The following is a 20660-nucleotide window of genomic DNA, read 5'->3' on the forward strand; positions in this document are numbered from 1 at the left end:
ATTTACACCTGCAGTGAGGCGATCAGGTCTGGCAACTGGCCGAGGTCTGCAATCTGTTTGAAGCGGGGTTCGCCTTCGGGCTTTTCGGCGTGTTCGATTACCCATGTCAGCTCATGGGGGATGAACACGCCCCAGCTTCCTACCTCAATCGCGGGCAAGACGTCAGACTTGAGCGAGTTGCCTACCATCATGGCTGATCGTGTGCCGTCGCCATAATAGTTGAAAATGCGGTCATAGGTCGCGGCTGTTTTATTGCTGACGATCTCCACCCCGTCGAACATCTCACCAAGGCCGCTTTGCGCCAGCTTGCGTTCCTGGTCGAACAGGTCCCCTTTGGTGATGAGCACAAGGCGGTAATCCGGCGCCAGCATTTCCAGCGTTTCCTGTACGCCGTCCAGAAGCTCGATAGGGTGCGAAAGCATGTCGCGCCCGGCCTCAAGGATTTGGCCGATGGTCGCCGCCGGCACATGGCCGTCCGTGGCGTCGATCGCGGTTTCCACCATCGACAGCATGAAACCCTTTATGCCGAAGCCGTAGCGCCCGAGGTTGCGCCGCTGCGCCTCCAGAAGCCGCGCGGAGGCGTCCTCTGCTTCGATATAGCTTGCAAGCAGTTCCTGAAAACGTTCTTCGGTCAGTTTGAAGAACTGTTCGTTTTCCCAGAGTGTGTCGTCCGCGTCGAAGCCGATGGTAGAGAGTTTGCCCACAAGTCTACTCGTGTGTTTCTTTGGCGCTCAAAAGCTTTTCAAGCTCGTTCAGGCGTGCAGCCCAGAGGTTGCGGTGGCTCTCGATCCATTCTGCGGCTTCGTCAAGCGGTTCGGGCACAAGGCTCAGCAGGTGTTCACGGCCATTCTTGCGGCGTTTGACCAGATTGGCGCGCTCCAGAATGCGGATATGCTTGGAGACAGAGTTCAGCGAGATATCAAAGGGCGCAGCGATTTCGGTCACGCGCGCTTCGCCTTCCGACAGTTGCTGCAAAATTGCGCGCCGTGTCGGATCTGCAAGTGCGATCAAAGTTTGATCGAGTGTTGACTCTTTCACAATCATCTATAAATTCACCCTTATGGGTTAATATAATGAAAACCTGTTATGTTCGCAACCATCCCCTGCGGGCATGGCCGGGCCAAGCGGGACGACGCTCCCGCTTGGTATCTTATAGCAGCAGGGAGGCAATATGAAACAGATTGCAGCTATTTTCATCGGGGGCGGTATTGCGGGGGCACTGGACATCACTTACGCGATCACCGTTCACTTTGTAACACGGGGTATCAAACCAATTGTTATCCTGCAGTCGGTCGCGAGTGGGGTGCAGGGGGCGGAGGCCTATAAGGGCGGGGTGCCGTCTGGCCTACTGGGGCTCGGGCTCCATTTCTTTATGACCATACTGATGGCGATTGCCTACAATCTCGCGTCCAAACTGTTTCCGGTGCTTACCGAGAAGCCGGTCATTGCCGGTGCCGCATACGGTGTGATGCTCTATTTCATCATGAATTACGTGGTGGTGCCGCTTTCGCTTGCCGTGCCGGGGCGGCCGCCGATGGGCTGGCACATCCTCGGCGCAATGTTTGCGCACACCTGCCTTGTGGCAATCCCCATCGCGCTTGCTGCATCAAAAGTGGGTCGTTAGTTCCCTCCGGGAAGGCAGGCGGGGCGCTCCGTTCAGTTCAGGGTGGTCGACAGCGCACCCAGCTCCGCCTGCCAGCGGGCTTCTACCTTGCGGATAATCTCATCCGCCACTTCGCCCAGTTCATGCACCACATCCACGTCGCAGCCCTTGCTGGTTTTGGAAATGGTGACCGAAATCACAGTGTTGCGCGGGTCTGTCTCTGATATCCAGGTAAAGACCAGCTGCTCGGGCCGTGTGATATCAAGGTAGATACCCTTGAACTCATGCACCCTGTCGCCGCGTTTTACCCGAAACTTGAATCCACCTCCTTTTTTGCCGTCGATATGAATATCGACCACTTCTTCATTCTGGATGCCGGGGTGGAACATCCATTTGCCGAGAAGGTCCGGGTCCAGCCACGCATCAAACACAGTGTGCGCGGGCACGGAAAACGAATGCCGGACATGGGCGGAAGCACTTTTGATGGTCATCAGTCTACTCGGTTGTTCCTATATTCGGAGACAAGCACGCTGGGGCTTTCCTCACTCCGGCGTGTCTGATTTTGTGGATTGGGCTACCTAAAAGTCTTTCCCGTTCACTGGCGTGACCTCAAGGCTCTCGATGTCGACACCCTCAAGGCAGCGCACATTGATTGCGCGCATTTCGCTGCCGTCCGGCATATGGCCTTCAGCAAAGCTGTTGACCCCGCAGGTTTTGCAGAAAAGGTGATGAATATTGCCTGACCCGAACTGATAATCGGTGAGATTATCACTGCCACTCAGCAGTTCAAACTTGGCAGCAGGCGCGAAAGCGAGAATATGCCCGCGTTTGGCGCAGATCGAACAATTGCAGGAAATAACGTCTTTGAGTTCGGTTTCTACCTTGTAGGAAACTGCACCGCAGTGGCAGCTGCCTTTATATGTCTGTTCCATCGTGTCCTCGCTGTTTTGAAATCTTGGTGGCCAGAGTGTTGCAATTGGACGTATGGATGCAAGGGGCTTGTGGCACACCCGTAAACACAAGTTGGTGAGTTGCTGAAATGATATGCAATCGTTTGCAATGCTCAGAATCATCGGGCACTATCGGTCAAGGATGAGTAACGGGGAGAGCGTTTATGACCATGCGATTTAGATCACTTCTGATGGCTGGCCTGCTTGGATGCGCGGGTTCAGTATGTCTTGCTGATGATGGGCCAATTCAGGAGGATGGCAAAGTCTCTGTGCCTGCCTTTGAAATGCCGATGTCTGATTTCGCGAGTGAGGCCGCGGGCCCATACTGGCATAAAATTACGTCGACCCCCGGTCTTGCGCTCTCGGAACCCATCGAGAAGTTGCGCAGTTTTTATGATGCTATGAACACGAAGCGCGCGGAGCTTATGCGCACAATGTATGACGTTGATGTGCGCAAGGAAACGGTTGCGGGCGTCCCGGTCATGATCGTTGAGCCTGCGGGCGGTGTTACTGAGGGCAACAGAGACAAGCTCCTCATCAACCTGCATGGCGGTGCCTTCATGTGGGGCGCGGGCAGTGGCGAGCTGGTTGAGGCGATCCCGATTGCAGCCCTTTCAGGCTACCGTGTGATGACGGTCGACTACCGGATGGCACCTGAGCATGTTTTCCCAGCTGGCTCACAGGACGTTTATGCAGTCTATACCGAGATGCTGAAGCAGTATGATGCCACGCATATTGGTATCTACGGCTGTTCTGCGGGTGGGGCGCTGACGGCACAGGCAACCGCGTGGATTATCGACAAGGGTGCACCAGCCCCTGGTGCCATCGGTACCTTTTGTGGCACCGGTGTCGATTATGGCGGGGACAGTGTGCAGCTTGACCCGATTTATGCGGGTGGCACGCCAGTTTCGGAAACAGGTGTGCCGCTCACCATGATGCGCTTACCGTATTTCTCATCCGTTAATGAGAAGGGGCCATTGTTGGTTCCGGGCGAATATCCGGACATGCTGGCCAAATTCCCACCGACGCTTCTGCTGGCCGGTGGCCGCGACTTTGCTGCAAGTGGGCTCACAGTGATGCACCGACGTTTGGCAGCCGCCGGAGTGCCTTCAAAGCTTTATCTGTTTGACGGCTTCTGGCACGCCTTCTTCATGGATGCGGAAATTCCGGAATCGCAGGAGGCTTATGACCTGATTGTTGCCTTCTTCAAGGAACATCTGGCGCGCGAATAGATGCGGTCAGTTGACCTTGTCGATATCGCCAATATCCAGGATGGGCGAGGCGTCCAGATCTTCGGCGTCCATCATCGCGGCGATACGCTTGAGCGAGCTTTCAAGCATGGCGCGTTCCCAGTCCGCGAGCTGGCGGTACTGGCGTAGGAAGCCCGCTTGCAGCAGTTCCGGGGCTTCCTCAAGGCGTCGCTGCCCTTCTTCCGTCAGGCAGGCGTAGACGATGCGTTTGTCGGTTTCGCTACGCTCCCGACGGACGAGTTTCGCCTTTTCAAGCCGATCGAGAATTGAGGTGATGGTTGCCTGACTGAGCGCCACGTCCTTTGCCACAAGGGTTGGCGAGGCTTTACCCGCTTTCCTCAGCGACTGCATCACCACAAGCTGCGGTGCCGTGAGCCCCGACTGTTTCACAAGGCGTTTCGATTGCAGGTCAATTGCCCGCATGATGCGCCTGATTGAAATCAGGATATCGTCATAATCTGTCATGGCGTCCGGGTCCGGCTGTGATGCTTTATCGTGGATTACCGGGAAACGCTCCTTGGTGCAATCCCGTTGCATCAGTCCCTCGCCAAAGTGAGTACACAGTCCAGAAGCACGTTCGCGCCATTCTCGATATCGGACCAGTGGGTGAGTTCATCTGGCGCGTGGCTCACGCCGCCTACGCTCGGCACAAAAATGAGCCCCGCTTCGGTGATGGCTGAGAAGAACTGAACGTCATGCCCAGCGCCTGACGGCATGCGCATGTAGCTGTAGCCGCGTTCCTTGGTTTTCTCCTCAATCAGATCAACGATACCTGTGCTGCAGTATTTCGGCTCAAGCCAGCTCATTTCCTCATATTCGAACATCAGCCGATGCTTGCGGGCGATTGATGAAAGCACACGGCGGCAGGCATTCGCGAGGCCCTTCATCACCACGGGGTCTAGGTCGCGGCCCACAATGGTGAAGTCCACTTCACCCGGCACGGTGTGCGGAAAGCCGGGTTTGAGTGCCACATGGCCAATGGTGATGCGGGACTTGTCTGTACCCTCTTCGTCAATGATGCGCTGAATTTCGTGCGCAAAGTCCGCGAGGCCGAGGAAGGCGTCTGAGCGCATGTCCATGGGGGCTGTACCCGCGTGGTCGGCTTTGCCAATCAACCGAACAATCCATTTGAAAACGCCTGAAATGCCGTCCACCACGCCGATGGATTTTCGCTTGGCCTCGAGCACGGGCCCTTGTTCAACGTGAAGTTCCAGGTAGGCTTTCAAGTCCTCCGGGCGCCGGTAGGCATGGAGTACGTCATGGATATTGAGGCCGTGCGCCGCCATCGCGTCCTTCAAGCTGACACCATTTTCATCCGCCGCATTTTCAAGCCAGGGCAGGGTGACTGTGCCGGTCAGTGCCTGCGCACCTAACATGCCGCCAAAACGGCCTTCCTCTTCACTCGTCCCTACGATCTCGATCGGGTAATCAAGCTTGATGTCGTTCTCGCGGATAACCCGCACACATTCGAGGCCCGCAATAACGCCCAAGGTGCCATCAAAAATGCCACCTGCGGGCACGGAATCGAGGTGGGAGCCAATCATCACCACGGGCTTGTCCATGTCGCCATAGCGACCGATGACATTGCCTGCGCCGTCCATGCGCGCGGTCATGCCATTCGCCTCGTATTGCTCCATCATCCACTGGCGGGCTGCCATGTCAGCCTCAGAGAAGCCCTGCCGATATACGCCTTTGTCTTTCTCGTTATAGCCAAAACGGGAAAGGTTAAAAAGATCGTGTTCAATACGTTTTATTGACACATTTGGCATGTACAACTCTCTCCAAGGTGGTTTTCCGCAGAGCCATTTATAAGTGAATTTTTGTGCGGAACAAATAATTTGAATTCAAAATAGTATTGCAGTAGATTGCGACCGAATAAAGGTCGCTTTTGGTGAGGTACAAGCAAAAAGGGTCGGGATAATCCACGCGCTTATCTCATATGGTTTCGTTTTAACTGTAATGATTTTGTCATCTTTGGCTGCGCCGCTAACTGCGGCTAAAGCAGATGATCTGATCATTTCGGACAATGGCCTGACAGCGGGTTATGCAACTCTTGCATGGCCAAATGTCGAGGGCAAAAGCTTTGTGCTGGAAGAAAATGTCTCCGGCAATTGGCGTCCTGTGTATGACGGCCCTGACCGTGCAACCACGCTCAGTGGTCGTGCCGACGGCGACTTCACCTTCCGATTGAAAGCGGACGGGCAACTCGTCGGAGATCCGATGTCGTTCACCGTTGCACACCACCCGCTCAGCCGTGCCTGGGCCTTCTTTGCTGTCGGTGCCGCCATGTTCGTGGCGCTTGTCGGTGTGCTTCTGCGCGGTAGCCGCAAACCCATCCCACAGATTTCCCCGACCAACGCGGAGCAGTGATCCATGATGAATGCGGACGCAGTTCTGCCAAGCTCATATGCTTGGCTGATTATAGGCCTCTTTTCCCTGTTGTGGATCTGGCTTGGGTGGCGGCTCGGGCGTAATAACGACACGCTTGACGATTATATGCTGGCGGGCCGTAAGGTGGGTATAGGGTTCGCCGTTGCAACAGCCATGGCGACGTGGGTGACAAGCAACACCACCATGACCGCGCCGCAGCTCGCCTACCAGCTTGGTATCTGGGGCATGGTCGGTTATTCGCTTGGTGCTGTAGGGCTTATCCTGTTCGCGCCGCTCGCGCGCCGTATCCGTGAGATGATGCCGGAAGGCTATACAAGCGGGGACTTCATTCGCTTGCGCTACGGCAATACGGCGTGGCGTATTTTCCTTGTTATTTCCTTCTTCTACAGCCTTGGTTGGCTCATCAGTCTTGGCATGGCGGGCGGACTGCTGATCAATGCGCTCAGTGGTATCCCCTACGTCTACGGTATGACGGTCATCGTCGTCATCTGCACGCTCTATACCGTGTTTGGCGGGCTTAAAGCGGTGATCGGTACAGACTTTGTGCAAACCATACTGATCCTTCTGGGCGTCATCGCGCTTGCGGTGCTGGTCATCAACGAGGTTGGATTTGACGCCATCCATGCGCAGCTTGAAACCGAGCGGCCGGAGCTGCTGAACCTGCTGTTGCCAGCGTCCATCATGTTCCTGTTCAACAACCTGTTCTTTGGCGTGGGTGAGATCTTTCACTCGAACGTCTGGTGGTCGCGGGCGTTCGCTTTTGCGCCGGGCGTAGGCTTGAAAGCCTATGCGCTTGCCGGAGTGTTCTGGCTGCCGATCCCGATTGTGGCGGGCTTCATTGCGCTTGCGGCACCGGCGCTTGGCATCAATGTGCCGTCGCCGGACATGGTGGCGCCACTTGTTGCGGGCAAACTGTTTGGCCTTGGTGGTGCAATCCTTGTGTTTGTTGTGGTGTTTGCGGCACTTGCTTCAAGCCTTGATAGCGTGCTTGCCGCAACGAGCGATCTGATCGTCAAGGACATCTACAAAGGTCACCTGCGCAAGAATGCCTCGGGCCCTGAACTCCGTAAAGCGGCGGTTGCCATCATTCTCGGCCTTGGTGCGCTCACGTGGGTGCTGAGTGTGCCAAAGATGGCGACGCTCGGGTCCCTGTTGCACTTCACCGGCGCCTTTGTGGCCAGCACCATCTGGCCCATCGCCGTTGGCCTTCTGTTCCGCAAAGGCAATGGCACACTGGCGAGCCTTGCCATGGTGCTGGGTACCGCAAGCGGCCTTTATGCCTATTTTGCCATTGGCTTTTATGTGGCGGCGCTTGTGTCCGCCGCCGTTTCCATGCTCGTCATGCTTTTTGCGCTGATGAGCAAACCCACCTTTGACTGGGCTGAGTTGAGCGAGGCCCGGTCAAACCCTGATGGAGAAGTCTCATGATTTCCGCGGCCGGGCTTGAGGCCCTGGTGGTGCCTGCGCTTGTGCTCACATGCGTAGCACCTGTTGTTTTGATTTATCTGGTTTGGCGCGACGTACAGGAGAAATCGCTATGGTAGGCGCAGAAAAAGCAATCTTTGACGGTGCGGCCACGTTTGAGCCCACACGCCCCGATGTCTATGGCGACGCTTCCCCAAAGGACTTGTTACGAGCAATCACCGAGGAGCATGAGTTCCTGCAGGCGCTGTCCAATAGCCACATCGCAAGCGCTGCACAATTCGAGCGCCCGCTCCTGTTGCAGCTTTTCCGCCTTGCCGCAAAGTTTGAAGCAAACCCTGAGCGCTTTTCGGTGCCGATCAAACCGCTCGCGGGCAAACTTCTGATCAGCGCTTTTTATGAGCCCTCCACCCGCACGCGCCTGTCGTTCGAGAGTGCATGGCACCGCCTGGGTGGCGACATCATGTCGATCACTGACCGCTCCACCACTGGTATCGCAAAGGGGGAGAGCCTCTCGGATGTGGCGGAGATGTTCAACAACTACGGCGACTGTGTTGTGCTTCGCGACAACAAGGAAGACTCGGTGATGGAAATGATGCGCACGCTTCGCATTCCTATCATCAATGCCGGTAACGGTACGGACGAGCATCCAACCCAGGCGCTCGCGGACCTTTACACCATCATGAAATGGAAGCCGGGCCTTCTGGCGGAGGAGCCGACCGAGAAAATCCGCATCGGTATTGTGGGTGTGCCGAAGCGCATGCGTACGGTGCGCAGCTTCCTCACACTGCTGACACGTTTCTCTTCTATCGTTGAAGAAGTAGTGGTGATCCACGACGGTACCGATGAGGAACTCTACGGCCCCGGCCAACGCGAGGGCCTGATGCGTGAGGGTCTCAATATTCGCGAAAGCAGCAACCTGAATGAGGAGCTGCCTGAGCTCGATGTGGTTTATATCAACGCCATTGCCTGGGTGGCAGACGGCTTTGAGGTGATGGGCAAAACGCTCAAGCTCGATGCCAATTCGCCGCTCAAATCATCAGCCATTGTGCTGCATCCGCTCGCACGTGGTGAGGAGCTTTGTAAGTCGCTCGATAACACGCCGCACAATTGGTACTTCGCGCAGGCCCGCGGCGCGGTCTTCATGCGCATGGCGCTTCTCACCTGCATGGTGCAGCGCACCGAGATGGTGATGGATATCGTCTGACCACCAGCAGACTTGCGCGACCCATTGGAACAAACAAGAAGAAAGCAGAGAGTAACATGTGTGGCATAGCCGGAATTTTCTACCGTGAGAAAAATCGCCCCGTAAATGCGCAGATTTTGGCCAATATGGCTGCGATCCAGCATCACCGTGGGCCTGATGGTTTTGGTGTCGAGGTCATGGAAGGCAAGGGCGTGGGTTTTGCGCATGCTCGCCTCTCGATCATTGACCTCAATGAGAACCGCGCGCGGCAGCCATTCAGGAATGCCGACGACACCCTGATGTTGGCGCACAACGGTGAGTTCTACGATTATCAGCGTATCCGCACCGACCTCACCAGTCGCGGCGACCGCTTCGCTACCAAAAGCGATAGCGAGATCATCCTGCATCTGATGCCGCGCTTCGGGCTGGATGAAACCCTGCGTCGCCTGCGGGGGGAATTTGCCTTCGCGCTTTATGACGCCAAGCAGGACGCGCTCCATCTGGTGCGGGACCGTTTTGGCATCAAGCCGCTTTATTATCATGCCAGTGATCAGGGCGTGGTGTTTGGTTCCGAGATCAAGGTTGTGATGGCGCACCCCGACGTGCCGCGCCGCTTCAATAATGAAGGGCTGTTGCACCAGTTGATGCAGGTGATGGTGCCAGGCACCACGGCCTATGAAGGCATCAAGCAGGTGAAGCCTGGTCACATCGTGACCTTCCGCCGCCAAGGCCTTGGCTACCAGATTGAAGATCGCCCGTACTGGGACTTTGAATTTCCTGATGCCGACTATCACAAGGTCAAGAAGAACGAGGAAGACAGCATCGAGGCTGTGCGCGACGGGCTGACAGAAGCCGTACGCCTGCGCCTGCAGGCTGACGTGCCGGTTGGCTGTTACCTCTCCGGCGGGGTGGATAGCTGCTCGATCCTCGGGCTCTCCGCCGCCATGCGCCAAGGCCCAGTGAAGGCTTTCACCATCGGCTTTACTGATAAAGCCTATGACGAAACACCAATCGCACAGGAGATGGCGGCCGCCACGGGGGCGGACCAGGACATCCTTCGCCTTGATGCCAACCAGCTATATGGTCACTTCGAGAAGACGGTCTGGCACGCAGAGCGCACAATTTACAACACGCTCGCTGTTGCCAAATATCTGATGAGCCAACACGTGCGTGACGCTGGCTATAAGGTTGTGGTGACTGGCGAGGGCTCGGACGAGCTGTTCGCCGGCTACCCGTCCTTCCGGCGTGACCTGTTTCTGCACGGCCTTGAAGATTTGGACGCAAACGAGCGCGCAAGCTGGCAATCCATGCTGGGCGAGAGCAACAAACTGTTTACTGGCGCCATGCTGGCGGCAGATGAACATGACGACATGTACCTGACCGACCGTATCGGTTTCACACCTAGCTGCCTGCAGCCATGGCTTAGCTGTGAGGAGACCGCACGTGGTGTTTTGAATACTGACCGTTCGGCGCTACTCGCGGACTATAAGCCGGGCCTCGCGATTGCCGAGCGGCTGGACCGCACCATGCTCGATGGTCGCCATCCGCTCGACCGCGCGCAATATGTGTGGTCGAAAACCATGCTTGAAGGGCAGATCCTCACGTGGGGTGGTGACCGGGTTGATATGGCCAATTCGATGGAGGCGCGGCCAGCCTTCCTTGACCACCATCTCGCGGAAACGGCAGTCAAAATTCCGCCGCTTCACCGCATCAAGGACCGCAAGGAAAAATATGTGCTCAAGGAAGCGATGAAGGGCCTCCTGCCCAAAACGCTGTATGAGCGCGAAAAGTTCGCCTTCATGGCGCCGCCTGCGACGACCAACAAGGATAAATGGCAAGCCATGATGGGGCTGGCGGACGAGCACTTGAGCGACAGTGCACTCGACGCCAGTGGCCTGCTGGACAAACAGGGTGTTAAAAACCTGATCGAGGAAGCGCAGAGCGATGCTACGTCGCGCGCCCGCAAGGTACAGCTGGACGCGGTGATCAACCACATGCTGGGCGTGCAAATTCTGCACAAGAACCTGATCGCGACAGATATACCTGCGCTCGCCGCAAAACGTGCGAAGGAGCTCGGTTGGTCAGCGGAAGCCGGGCAACGCGCAGCAAGCTGATACGCCCGAACCTTGACAGGAAAAAAGCCCATCCGGTCTGGATGGGCTTTTTGTTTATTCGGTGTCCTCACGCGTGAGCAAGTAGACCGCTACCGCGCGCCTTTCCTCGTCAGTGAGGTCCGGCTTGGGCATGGGGCTGGGAGGTGTCGCCAAGAGGGCCATCAGGCTTTCCACGTCATAGCGTGCGCCAAGGTCTTTGAGGACTTTCGCCTGAGTGCCTTCAGGTGCCATCGCCGGGTCATGGCAGGAAGCACAGCTATGGTCCGCATACAGGATGGCGCCCTGTGCCGCTGCTTCTTCAATCCCTTCGCCTTCCAGTGACTGGGGCGCAGGTTCTGCTTCGGCTTTGATGGTGTCTGTATCCACAGCAATATCGCCAAAGCCAATGCGGTAAATCACACCTGCATAGTCGTCAGAGACATAAATTGAGCCGTCCGGGCCTTGAGCCACGTCAACCGGGCGGCCAATCACGTCTTCATCTTTCTCGAACCCGGTGAGGAAATCTTCCTCCTCAATATCGCCGTCTTCGGAAATATGAAGCGCCACCACCTTGTAGCCGGATAGCGTGCTGCGGTTCCATGAACCATGCAGCGCAACGAGCGCAACATCACCATAGCCTTCAGGCGCGAGCTTCGGGTCAAGGAACCTGATGCCAAGGGGTGCCACGTGCGCACCAAAGCCGTGCGCGAGCGGGCGGGAGGCTTTCACCTTGTCTTCATTGCCTTTGCCGAAGTCAGGGTCGGGGACTTGGTCGTCATAGGCATAGGGCCAGCCGTAATCGGCGCCTTCTTCAATGCGGTTAAGTTCGCAGTGCGGCGTGTCGTCGCCCAAGAGGTCACGGCCATTATCGGTGCCGTACAGCACCCCGGTGCCCGGTTGCCAGTCGAAACCAACCGTGTTCCTGAGGCCAGTTGCGAACACCTGCGCGTTCTCGCCGTCCGGGGTCATGCGCAGCATGGTGGCGCGGTACTGTTCGGTCTCAATGCACACGTTGCAACTGGAACCAGTGGTGACATAGAGCATGCCGTCAGGCCCGAAGTCGATGGTGCGTGTGCGGTGGTTGCCGCCAGCGGGCAAGCCGCTGAACACCAGCTCTAATGAACCAGCGATCCGGGTTTCAGGGTTGAAGCGCGCGCGCAGGATGCGGTCCGTCTCCGCCACATAGATGTACCCGTCATGGAGCGCGAGGCCGTGCGGCACGTTAAGCCCGAAGAACAGCAGGGTGCGGCCATCGGATTTGCCGTCGCCGTCCTCGTCGCGGTGCAATAGGTACACGTTGCCTTCGCGCATGCTGGTGACCAGAATGTCGCCTGCCTCTGTCACCCGCATCATGCGGGCGTGCGGCACGTCAGCGGCGAAAATGCCAATTTTGAAACCGTCAGGCAGTTTGAAGCGGCTCTCGACGGTTTTTTCTGCCGGGGTATCAGCTTGCCTTCCGGTGATGAAATCAAGCACTGGGCCGTTGACCACAAGGTTTTTAGGCCACCAGATCCAGATGCCGACCGCCGCCAGAATGACAATCGCCAACAAACCGATGAGAATTTTCCGCAACATACTAGCCCTCCGGATATTTGATCCCATTTCCCCTTATATACCGGGAATATAGTACACAAATGAGGCAAAGGCCCGTGCATTGCTGGACAGTGCGCGCGTGAGGCGCTAAGGCCTAGTGAAAATCAGCAACATTCAGCTAACAGGTGTGTGATGGATAAACGCGAACAATATGAAACCGTGCTGGCGGAAATTGAAGCCGTGCTGGATGGCGAGCATAACCGCACAGCACAAATGGCGACCATTTCGTGCCTGCTGTCACAAGCATTCCCCGACCGCTACTTCTGGACCGGCTTTTATGTCGTGGACCCTGAGAAAGCGAATGAGCTGATCGTCGGCCCCTATCAGGGCACACTTGGCTGCCTGCGCATCGCGTTCGGCAAGGGTGTTTGCGGCACCGCAGCCGCCACTCGTGAGACGCAGGTGGTGGAAGATGTGCATGCGCTCGCGAACCATATTGCCTGCGACAGCCGCAGCAATTCCGAGATCGTGGTGCCGGTTTTTGACCGCGCAGGCGAATTGATCGCGGTTTTCGATGTGGATTCGACCCAGTTTTCCGCTTTTGATGCGACTGACAAAGAGTATCTTGAAGCCTTAATGGCAAAAATTTTCGCGGCTTAGGCCCTGAGACCCACTCATCACGGAGCAAGATAGATGAAATATTTGCACACCATGGTCCGTGTGACCGACCTTGACGCATCGCTTGATTTTTACTGTGACAAGCTGGGGCTTCGGGAAGTCGCCCGCAAGGACGTGCCTGCGGGCCGCTTCACCCTTGTGTTCCTGGCGGCTCCTGGCGACGAGGACGCACAAGTCGAGTTGACCTACAACTGGGACCCGGAAGAATATTCCGGTGGTCGCAATTTTGGTCATCTGGCCTATGCTGTAGACGATATTTACGAGGCGTGTCAAAGGCTTATGGACGGCGGCGTGATCATTAACCGACCGCCGCGCGACGGTCGCATGGCCTTTGTGCGCAGTCCGGATAATATCTCAATTGAGCTGCTGCAACGCGGTGAGGCCTTGCCAGCGAAAGAACCTTGGGCCAGTATGGAAAACACTGGGGTGTGGTAACAGGGGGCCCGGTTACTTTTATGCTTAAAATTAATAAAGTTTTTATCCTTGCCATGCTCAATGGTCGGACGGCTGGGTGACGTGAGGGGATAATCTTTGCAGCTTCATTGGTCTGACAGGATTTCGTTCAAGCTTGCGCGCACCGCGGTGGTGATTGCTTTTGCCGTTGGGCTCGTGCTTTCAGCAGGGCAGGTCTATCTTGACTACCTCGAAGAGGGCGGCATTCTCGCGCAGAAGGTGAATAAAAGCCTTCAGGTTGCGGAAAAAGCAGCAACCCGCGCGGTGCTCATCCTTGATTCAGATCTGGCGCAGGAGGTGGTCTCCGGCCTCATGGAATACGAGTATGTGGCCGAGGCTGCTATTCTCGATGACCATGGCTCGGTCCTCGCCGGCAACCAGCGTGACACCAGTTCGTTCGGTACAGCCAGCGTGAACTACGCGCGCTATTTCATCAACGATACGGCAACCTATAATTTCCCGCTCGCGCTTCCTGATACGATGGCGGAACGCCCGGGTAGCTTGCGTGTTGTTATTGACCGCGCCGTTGGCCTGCAGCCCTTTTTCTCGCGCGCGGTGACGACATTCCTGTCGGGTTTCGTGCGCAATCTTCTACTTGTGATGCTGCTCTATTTCGCCTTCCACCAAGGGCTTACAAAGCCGCTTGCGCAGATTGTGGAGAAGATTTCGAGCATCAACCCGGAGCATCCGGGCGAGCAGCGTATCAGCGTGCATCGCCGCCACAAGAAAGACGAGCTTGGCCTGCTCGTTGGCCAGATCAACCTCTCGTTCGACGCTGTTCAGGTTCTCCTTGATAACCTGCGCTCGACGAACAAGGCGCTGTCGTCATCTGAGGAAGCGCTTCGCAAGCGGTCATGGGAACTGGAGCAGGAAGTCGAGCGTACGAAAAAGACCTCGATGGAGCTTATCGTCACCAAGGAACAAGCGGAGGCGGCCAACCGGGCGAAAAGCGTGTTCCTCGCGAACGTGAGCCACGAGCTGCGTACGCCGCTTAACGCTATCATCGGGTTTTCGTCCATTATGGCGGATCAGATGTTTGGCCCCATCGGGCACAAGAAATACCGTGAGTATCTTCAGGACATTCGCTCCTCGAGCGAGCATCTCTCTGACGTTTTGGGTGAAGTGCTTGACCTCGCGAAAATCGAAGCCGGCCAGTTCAAAATGGAAGAAGAACATGTGGACATGGTCAAGCTGTTCCATGAGAGCCATGCGCTGATTTCCGGCCAGGCAACTCAGAAGAGCCTGAAAGTCTCGGTCGATGTGCCGGAAGACCTGCCGCAGGTGAACGGCGACCGTCTGCGCCTCAAACAGAGCGTGCTCAATCTGCTGTCGAACGCGGTGAAGTTTACGCCTGAAGGCCGCGGCAATGTGAGCATGAGCGCCATGATGGATGCTGATGGCCAGATGCGCATTCAGGTGTCCGATAACGGCATTGGTATCCCGAAAGAAGAGCAGGAGCTCGTCTTCTCGCCGTTCATGCGCTCTGCCTCTGCACTGAGCCGCAGCCACGAAGGTACCGGCCTTGGCCTATCGCTTGTGAAGGCGTTCATTGACATGCATGGTGGTGACATCCTGCTTGAAAGTGAAGTCGATAAAGGCACCACCTTCACCATTGTGCTACCGGCCGAACGCATCCTCAAAGGAGCTTGAATATGCGCGCAGTGTTCGCGTTACTTGCAGGCATGATCATGTCAGCGCCCACTCTTGCCGAAACAACACCTGAAGATGTGGTCAACGAGCTGTTTGATGCCATGCGCGCGGGCGATGGTGCGGCTATCCGCGCACTTGTGAATGAAGGTGCGCCACTTCAACGCCTCGCAGCAGACGGTACGCTCAGGGAAGACAGTTTCGAGAAGTGGTCAGCTTGGGTGGATACGCTGGATGCGGGTGATGTCGATGAGCTCGTTTTTGGCGTTGAGACTTTTTATGGCGGTCCCGGCTTTGCCACTGTATCGGCGCCGTTTGTGATCTACATGAAAGATGAGCTTGTGGGCTGCGGCGTCAACCAGTTCACCATGGTAAAGATCACCGACGGCTGGCGTATCGTTCACGGCATTGACGTGCAGCATGAAGGTGATTGCAGAACTTACCGTGCAAGTGTCATGGCCCGGTATGCCCAGCCCTAAAGCGGTGTATCCTTGAGGTAGGGGTTTGGTCGCTGCTGCAAAGCCTGCCGGAATGCTTTCAGGTTTGCTTCCATCATGCCGTTCGCGAACGTGTGGTTCAGCCTAATCGTCAGCAAATAGCGCGCAACATCCGCCGCTTCCATTTGCCAGAAGGCACGCTCATCAAAATTATTATTGCGGGTAAAGCCTTTCGCCTGCAAGAACTTGGCAAGCGAGCCAGGCTCAATAACCGTAAGAGACAGGCTGCCGGCAGGCGCGCCGTCTCTCTTGACGGCAAGATGGGGCAAGGTTGCGGCATCCTTGAACACTGCCAGACGGTCACAGCGCTTGTGCAGGAGCGGGACCCACTGCCGGTAGGTGTTTCGCCTGCGCAGAATCACCACCACCTCGGCATCAAATGTGCCCAATAGTTCCGTGGTATGGATTGCGCTGCCCTCAGCAAAGACAATCTGTTTTGCATGGCGGTAGTAGTGAAGCTGTTCGGCAAGCGGCATGGTCTCTGGCCGTAGGATATAATAGCCGTCTTCCGCCAACATCTGTTCGACATAACGTTCGCCCGCATAACTGCCGCGCGAAAGATAGGGCGAGCGGCTGACATATATGCGTTCTGGCGGTGTAATGGTTGCCGGCTGATAGCGTGCAAAAAACTGCGCTTCGCGTTCCGCCATGAAAGCGGTGTAGCCTTTGGCACGCGCGCGGCGCTGGCCAAAGATGCTGGCTTGTGCTGGTACTGTCAGGTGTTCCGCGACCACCGGTGACTTGATCAAACGCAGTTTGTCGAGCGGTATGGCCAGATATTCAAGCGCCTGCCTCTGGAAGCCGAGAAGACCATCAGTTGACGTTTTGACGTGCGGTTTATCTACATGAGGTACGATGGCGATATAGTCGTAACGCCCGGCGCCCTCATGCCAAGCCCACAGGCGATGCAGGCTTTCGGCCATGAAGTGCCCGTAGTGATTGAAAAAGGTGCCACCAAAAAGGCCATGCCCTTCCAGTCTTGTCGTTGGCATGGGCTGGCTATTAAGCCAGTCGTGGTCCGTACCAAGTGCTTGCCGGTTCAGTTGGCTAACATGGTGGAAAGCGCGGGGCAGGTCTTTGTGGCGCACACCACCCCGCACCCTTGGGGGGCGGCTGTCGTCAGTTTGCGGGTATATGCAGGCGTCTTCAAGCTCTAAGGTTTGTCGCCAGTCGCGTCGAAGAAAGTCAAACATAAGCTGCCCTGCAAATTGGATTTGCATCAGTCTTAGCCAATGCGGACGAGCCGTACAATCTTACTTGTTGGACCAAAATGCAAAAAGGCCCCGGATGGGGCCTTTTCTATTCAGCTATCGGCTGCGATTTATGCCGCACTCAAAGCCTGTGCGAGGTCGGCGATGAGGTCGTCCACATTCTCGATGCCGACGGAAATGCGTAGCATGCTCTCTGTAATACCAAGGCGGCGTTTCACATCGTCCGGCACGTCAGCATGGGTCATCGCAAACGGATGCTCCATCAGGCTTTCGGTGCCGCCAAGGCTGACGGCCAGTTTGATGATCTGCAGGCTGTCAAGCACACGGAAAGCTGCTGCCTCATCGCCGTCGATGTCAAACGCGAATGTGGAGCCAGCCGCGCCCGCGCACTGTTCCTTGAAGATGCGGTATGCGGGTTCATCCTCGCGCAGGAAACCAAGGTAGTGCACCTTGCTGACCTTCGGGTGATCGCGCAGGAATTCGGCGATTTTCTTGGCGTTCTCTGCCGCTGCTGTCATGCGCAGCTTGAGGGTTTCGAGCGAGCGCATGATCAGCCAACCGGTGTGCGGGTCGCACATGGTGCCAAGGATTGTGCGGAAGCCCATCACCGGTGCCATTGCCGTCATGTTGCCGACTGCGGCACCGGCCACCACGTCAGAGTGACCGGCGACATATTTGGTCAGCGAGTAGATGACGATGTCTGCGCCGTGCTCCAGCGGTTTTTGCCATACGGGACCAAGGAATGTGTTGTCGGTCATGATGACCGGGCGGTGGCCGGTTTCCTCGCCCAGCTTGTCCGCAAGGTCGCGGCAGCAATGCAGGTCAATCAGGCCGTTCGTTGGGTTTGCCGGTGTCTCGGTATAAATCACCGCGACGCGGCCTAGCTTCTTGGCTGCCTCGATTGCGGGCGCGAGGGTCGGCTTGTCGCCGCCTGCGGCGAACTCGACCGACTTGATGCCAAATTCGGGCAGGATGTTGCGGATCAGGAACTCAGTGCCGCCATAGATTGGCGCCGAATATACAATCACATCACCCGGGCGCAGGTAGGACCACAGGCACGTGGAAATCGCCGCCATGCCGCTTGAAAAGGTCAGGCCTTTTTCCGCGTCTTCCCAAAGGGCGAGGCGATCCTCAAGCACTTCAAGGTCCGGGTTGTTGATGCGGGAATAGATCAGGCCGGGCTCTTCACCCTCGGCTGCCTGGCGCTTGCCGTATGCCAGCTCGAAAAATTCTTTACCGTGTTTCGCGCTCTCGAACACAAAAGTGGAGGTCATGAACACAGGTGGCTTCAGGGCACCTTCGGAGAGGGCTGGGTCATAGCCATATCCCATCATCTGTGTTTCAGGGCTCAGGCGGTGATTGCCGATCGTTTTTTTGCGGTAATTCTTACGGCTGACAGTCATTGGGGCTTCCTTCGTGAAGTTTTTCTTTTCCATTATAATGGAATATCTTTTGCGCTGTTGTGCCCTTAAAAAAGCCCCCCTGCAACCTGATTCTGGAATGGAATCCATTAATTGGCGCGGCTTTGCGGGCGATGCAGTGTGTGAAGGTTTTTCACTGGAAACAGTGTTCAGCACATACTTGATTAATTTGCCGGGCGGTGCTTTGGTCTGCACAGCTTTGAGAGTAGGGAGACCCGCGTGAGCCACGCAACGGACACCAGTTTTTGGGCGAAGAACCGCAACGTATTTGTGCTGATGATAGCGCAGGCGTGTTACCTGTCGTGCAGCATGACGCTGGTCACCTTCGCGGGGCTCGCGGGGGAGGTGCTCGCCACCAACAAGGCATTCGCGACCCTGCCGCTTTCGCTTGTGGTGCTATCGACCGCGCTTTCCACAGGCCCAATGTCGATGCTGATGCAAAGACGCTCGCGCCGGTTTGGCTTTCGCCTCGGTGCGGTTGCCGGCGTGGCGGCGGCCCTTGTGGCGGCATACGGTGTCTACAGCGCAAACTTTATCCTGCTATGCCTCGGCGCACTGTTTTTCGGGCCGTTCCAGTCAAGCGCGCAATACTACCGCTTCGCGGCTGCAGAGAGCGTGGAAAGCTCAGGCGCCGCGCGCGCCATTTCGCTCGTGCTCGTTGGTGGGCTTATTGGCGCGCTCATTGCGCCAAGCCTGACCCGCTGGTTCAATGACGTGTTCCTGCCGTTCAATTTCCTGGGGGCTTTCATCTTCACCGGGCTGGTGTCGGCATTGGTGCTGATACCTGCGGCGCTGTTCCGGCCGCTTGAAAAGCCGTTCGTGGCTGGTACAGATGCAGAGCCGGAGGATAAAGGCAGGCCGCTTTCGGTGATCCTGCGCACACCTACATTCGTGGTGGCGGTGCTGAACGCGGCGCTTGGCTTTGCCATGATGAGTTTTGTCATGACCGCCACGCCGCTTGCCATGAAGGCCTGTGGCCTCCTTGGCCAAAGCCCGACGGTTATTCAGGGGCATGTGATCGCCATGTTCCTGCCAAGCCTGTTCACGGGCTCGCTCATTCAGCGGTTTGGCATCCTGCCAATTTTGCTTATGGGCCATGCCTGCTTCGCGCTGGCCTTCCTCACGGCACTTTCGGGGATCGAGATCATGAATTTCTCGGTTGCACTTATCGCGCTTGGCCTTGGCTGGAACTTCTGTTTTGTCGGCGGCTCAACCCTGCTCACCAAAGTGCATACGGAAGCCGAGAAGGGCCGCGTGCAAGGCTTGAACGAGTTTATCGTGTTTGCGACAACTGCAACCGCGTCCCTTTCCGCCGGTGTAATTCTCGAGCATTTCGGATGGCGGCTTGTCAATCAGTCCGCATTCGTTATGCTCGTCATCGCGGCTGGGGTAACGATCCTTTGGGGTCTTGCGGGACTGCGCAAACCCGCCGCGCAATAAGCCACATCAAACCGCGTGAGAGAGTATTTATGCTGATTGTCCTGTCGCCTGCAAAAAAGCTGGATTTCGAGAGCGAGAATATGTCCGAAAGCACGGACACGCCGCGTATGCTTGACCAAGCGGAGATGCTGGCGAAAAAGGCAAAGAAGCTGCGGGCAAATGACCTCAAAGCCATGATGGGCATATCGGATGCACTTGCTGACCTCAATGTGGCGCGCTTCAAGGCTTTTGAAACACCTTTCACGCCCGCAAATGCCCGTCCGGCGATCGACGCTTTCAAAGGCGATGTTTATGTTGGCATGGATGCCACCAGCATGAGTGCCGAGGACCGCGCTTTTGCAAACAAGCATGTGCGTATCCTCTCCGGCCTTTATGGTGTGCTGCGCCCGCTTGACCTCATGCAGGCTTACCGCTTGGAAATGGGCACAAAATTTGTCACGCGGCGCGGGGGCGACCTCTATAGTTTCTGGGGCGACCGCATCGCCAAGCAGTTGAAGGCGGACCTTGAGGAACAGGATGCTGAGGTGCTGGTGAACCTTGCGTCAAACGAATATTTCCGCGCGGTGAATCTCAAAGCGCTCAAGGCGCCTGTGATCACCCCGGTATTCAAGGAAATCAAGGACGGCAAGGGCCGTGTGATCTCTTTCCTCGCGAAAAAAGCACGGGGTATGATGGCTCGCTATGTGGTGGATAACCGCCTGACGGACGTGGAAGCCTTGAAGGCCTTTGACCTTGAAGGCTACCGCTTTGATGAAGCAGCATCGACGGCAACGGAATGGATTTTCTCCCGCCCGCAGCCGTAGGGTCTGTCTGTAGGATCAGGCAAAGCAATCGCAGCTTTCGGTAAACAGAAGTTGTTTCGACAGAGGCGTCTCGCGCGCTATA

21 protein-coding genes are annotated in these 20660 nt (G+C 56.5%); 12 read left to right on the plus strand and 9 right to left on the minus strand.

Annotated features, from left to right (window positions below):
* Window positions 1–2: 2 nt before the first annotated feature.
* Together B150_RS0109660 and B150_RS0109665 are read right to left on the minus strand one after the other, a co-directional pair.
* Window positions 3–704 (minus strand): HAD family hydrolase, encoded by a 702-nt coding sequence (locus B150_RS0109660; protein ID WP_020399714.1) that lies wholly within the window; start codon window positions 702–704, stop codon window positions 3–5.
* A 4-nt stretch (window positions 705–708) separates the two neighbouring features.
* The gene (locus B150_RS0109665; RefSeq protein WP_020399715.1) at window positions 709–1044 is read right to left on the minus strand and encodes an ArsR/SmtB family transcription factor; all 336 of its coding nucleotides are present in this window, start codon (window positions 1042–1044) and stop codon (window positions 709–711) included.
* Between the two features lie 127 nt (window positions 1045–1171).
* Here B150_RS0109665 and B150_RS22365 point away from each other — a divergent pair, with 127 nt between their 5' ends.
* Window positions 1172–1624 (plus strand): hypothetical protein, encoded by a 453-nt coding sequence (locus B150_RS22365; protein WP_020399716.1) that lies wholly within the window; start codon window positions 1172–1174, stop codon window positions 1622–1624.
* Between the two features lie 32 nt (window positions 1625–1656).
* Here B150_RS22365 and B150_RS20440 read toward each other — a convergent pair whose 3' ends face one another.
* A complete protein-coding gene (locus B150_RS20440) occupies window positions 1657–2094 on the minus strand; it encodes an SRPBCC family protein (RefSeq protein WP_020399717.1) in 438 nt (145 codons plus the stop codon).
* 87 nt (window positions 2095–2181) lie between these two features.
* The gene (locus tag B150_RS0109680) at window positions 2182–2535 is read right to left on the minus strand and encodes a GFA family protein (RefSeq protein ID WP_020399718.1); all 354 of its coding nucleotides are present in this window, start codon (window positions 2533–2535) and stop codon (window positions 2182–2184) included.
* Window positions 2536–2717: 182 nt separating this feature from the next.
* Here B150_RS0109680 and B150_RS0109685 point away from each other — a divergent pair, with 182 nt between their 5' ends.
* Window positions 2718–3785, plus strand: a complete 1068-nt coding sequence (locus B150_RS0109685) for an alpha/beta hydrolase (protein WP_026168302.1) — start codon at window positions 2718–2720, stop codon at window positions 3783–3785.
* 6 nt (window positions 3786–3791) lie between these two features.
* Here the strand turns inward: B150_RS0109685 and B150_RS0109690 are convergent, their stop codons facing one another.
* Both B150_RS0109690 and B150_RS0109695 read right to left on the minus strand, forming a co-directional pair.
* Window positions 3792–4340, minus strand: a complete 549-nt coding sequence (locus tag B150_RS0109690; RefSeq protein ID WP_020399720.1) for a MarR family winged helix-turn-helix transcriptional regulator — start codon at window positions 4338–4340, stop codon at window positions 3792–3794.
* Complete coding sequence (locus B150_RS0109695; protein ID WP_020399721.1) at window positions 4340–5572, minus strand: Zn-dependent hydrolase; 1233 nt, start codon at window positions 5570–5572, stop codon at window positions 4340–4342. Before B150_RS0109695 ends, B150_RS0109690 begins: the two co-directional genes overlap by 1 nt.
* 205 nt (window positions 5573–5777) lie before the next feature.
* On the opposite strand from B150_RS0109695, the gene B150_RS20445 reads away from it, so the two are divergent.
* The 4 genes from B150_RS20445 (at window position 5778) to asnB (ending at window position 10916) form a co-directional block, all read left to right on the plus strand.
* The gene (locus tag B150_RS20445) at window positions 5778–6173 is read left to right on the plus strand and encodes a hypothetical protein (protein ID WP_020399722.1); all 396 of its coding nucleotides are present in this window, start codon (window positions 5778–5780) and stop codon (window positions 6171–6173) included.
* Window positions 6174–6176: 3 nt separating this feature from the next.
* On the plus strand, window positions 6177–7622 hold the full coding sequence (locus B150_RS0109705; RefSeq protein ID WP_020399723.1) for a sodium:solute symporter family protein: 1446 nt from the start codon (window positions 6177–6179) through the stop codon (window positions 7620–7622).
* A 109-nt stretch (window positions 7623–7731) separates the two neighbouring features.
* Window positions 7732–8823, plus strand: a complete 1092-nt coding sequence (locus tag B150_RS0109715) for an aspartate/ornithine carbamoyltransferase family protein (protein ID WP_020399725.1) — start codon at window positions 7732–7734, stop codon at window positions 8821–8823.
* Window positions 8824–8879: 56 nt separating this feature from the next.
* On the plus strand, window positions 8880–10916 hold the full coding sequence (gene asnB, locus B150_RS0109720) for an asparagine synthase (glutamine-hydrolyzing) (protein ID WP_020399726.1): 2037 nt from the start codon (window positions 8880–8882) through the stop codon (window positions 10914–10916).
* A gap of 54 nt (window positions 10917–10970) precedes the next feature.
* Here the strand turns inward: asnB and B150_RS0109725 are convergent, their stop codons facing one another.
* Entirely contained in the window at window positions 10971–12470 is a 1500-nt protein-coding gene (locus B150_RS0109725) for a PQQ-dependent sugar dehydrogenase (protein WP_020399727.1), read from the minus strand.
* A gap of 150 nt (window positions 12471–12620) precedes the next feature.
* Here B150_RS0109725 and B150_RS0109730 point away from each other — a divergent pair, with 150 nt between their 5' ends.
* The 4 genes from B150_RS0109730 (at window position 12621) to B150_RS0109745 (ending at window position 15685) form a co-directional block, all read left to right on the plus strand.
* Window positions 12621–13088 (plus strand): GAF domain-containing protein, encoded by a 468-nt coding sequence (locus tag B150_RS0109730; protein ID WP_020399728.1) that lies wholly within the window; start codon window positions 12621–12623, stop codon window positions 13086–13088.
* 33 nt (window positions 13089–13121) lie between these two features.
* A complete protein-coding gene (locus tag B150_RS0109735; protein ID WP_020399729.1) occupies window positions 13122–13541 on the plus strand; it encodes a VOC family protein in 420 nt (139 codons plus the stop codon).
* A gap of 96 nt (window positions 13542–13637) precedes the next feature.
* Window positions 13638–15209: a sensor histidine kinase gene (locus B150_RS0109740; protein ID WP_020399730.1), complete on the plus strand. Its 1572-nt coding sequence runs from the start codon at window positions 13638–13640 to the stop codon at window positions 15207–15209.
* Window positions 15210–15211: 2 nt separating this feature from the next.
* On the plus strand, window positions 15212–15685 hold the full coding sequence (locus B150_RS0109745; protein ID WP_020399731.1) for a nuclear transport factor 2 family protein: 474 nt from the start codon (window positions 15212–15214) through the stop codon (window positions 15683–15685).
* Here the strand turns inward: B150_RS0109745 and B150_RS0109750 are convergent.
* Both B150_RS0109750 and B150_RS0109755 read right to left on the minus strand, forming a co-directional pair.
* Window positions 15682–16896, minus strand: a complete 1215-nt coding sequence (locus B150_RS0109750) for a glycosyltransferase family 61 protein (RefSeq protein WP_035921077.1) — start codon at window positions 16894–16896, stop codon at window positions 15682–15684. The genes B150_RS0109745 and B150_RS0109750 overlap by 4 nt on opposite strands.
* Before the next feature lie 128 nt (window positions 16897–17024).
* Window positions 17025–18317: a cystathionine gamma-synthase family protein gene (locus B150_RS0109755; protein ID WP_025896378.1), complete on the minus strand. Its 1293-nt coding sequence runs from the start codon at window positions 18315–18317 to the stop codon at window positions 17025–17027.
* 237 nt (window positions 18318–18554) lie between these two features.
* Here B150_RS0109755 and B150_RS20450 point away from each other — a divergent pair, with 237 nt between their 5' ends.
* Together B150_RS20450 and yaaA are read left to right on the plus strand one after the other, a co-directional pair.
* The gene (locus B150_RS20450; RefSeq protein ID WP_020399734.1) at window positions 18555–19775 is read left to right on the plus strand and encodes an MFS transporter; all 1221 of its coding nucleotides are present in this window, start codon (window positions 18555–18557) and stop codon (window positions 19773–19775) included.
* 29 nt (window positions 19776–19804) lie between these two features.
* Window positions 19805–20578 carry a peroxide stress protein YaaA gene (yaaA, locus tag B150_RS0109765; protein WP_020399735.1) on the plus strand — a complete coding sequence of 258 codons (774 nt, stop codon included), beginning with the start codon at window positions 19805–19807 and terminating at the stop codon, window positions 20576–20578.
* Window positions 20579–20660: the final 82 nt, after the last annotated feature.

This window comes from Kordiimonas gwangyangensis DSM 19435 = JCM 12864, assembly GCF_000375545.1.
Classification (GTDB): domain Bacteria; phylum Pseudomonadota; class Alphaproteobacteria; order Sphingomonadales; family Kordiimonadaceae; genus Kordiimonas; species Kordiimonas gwangyangensis.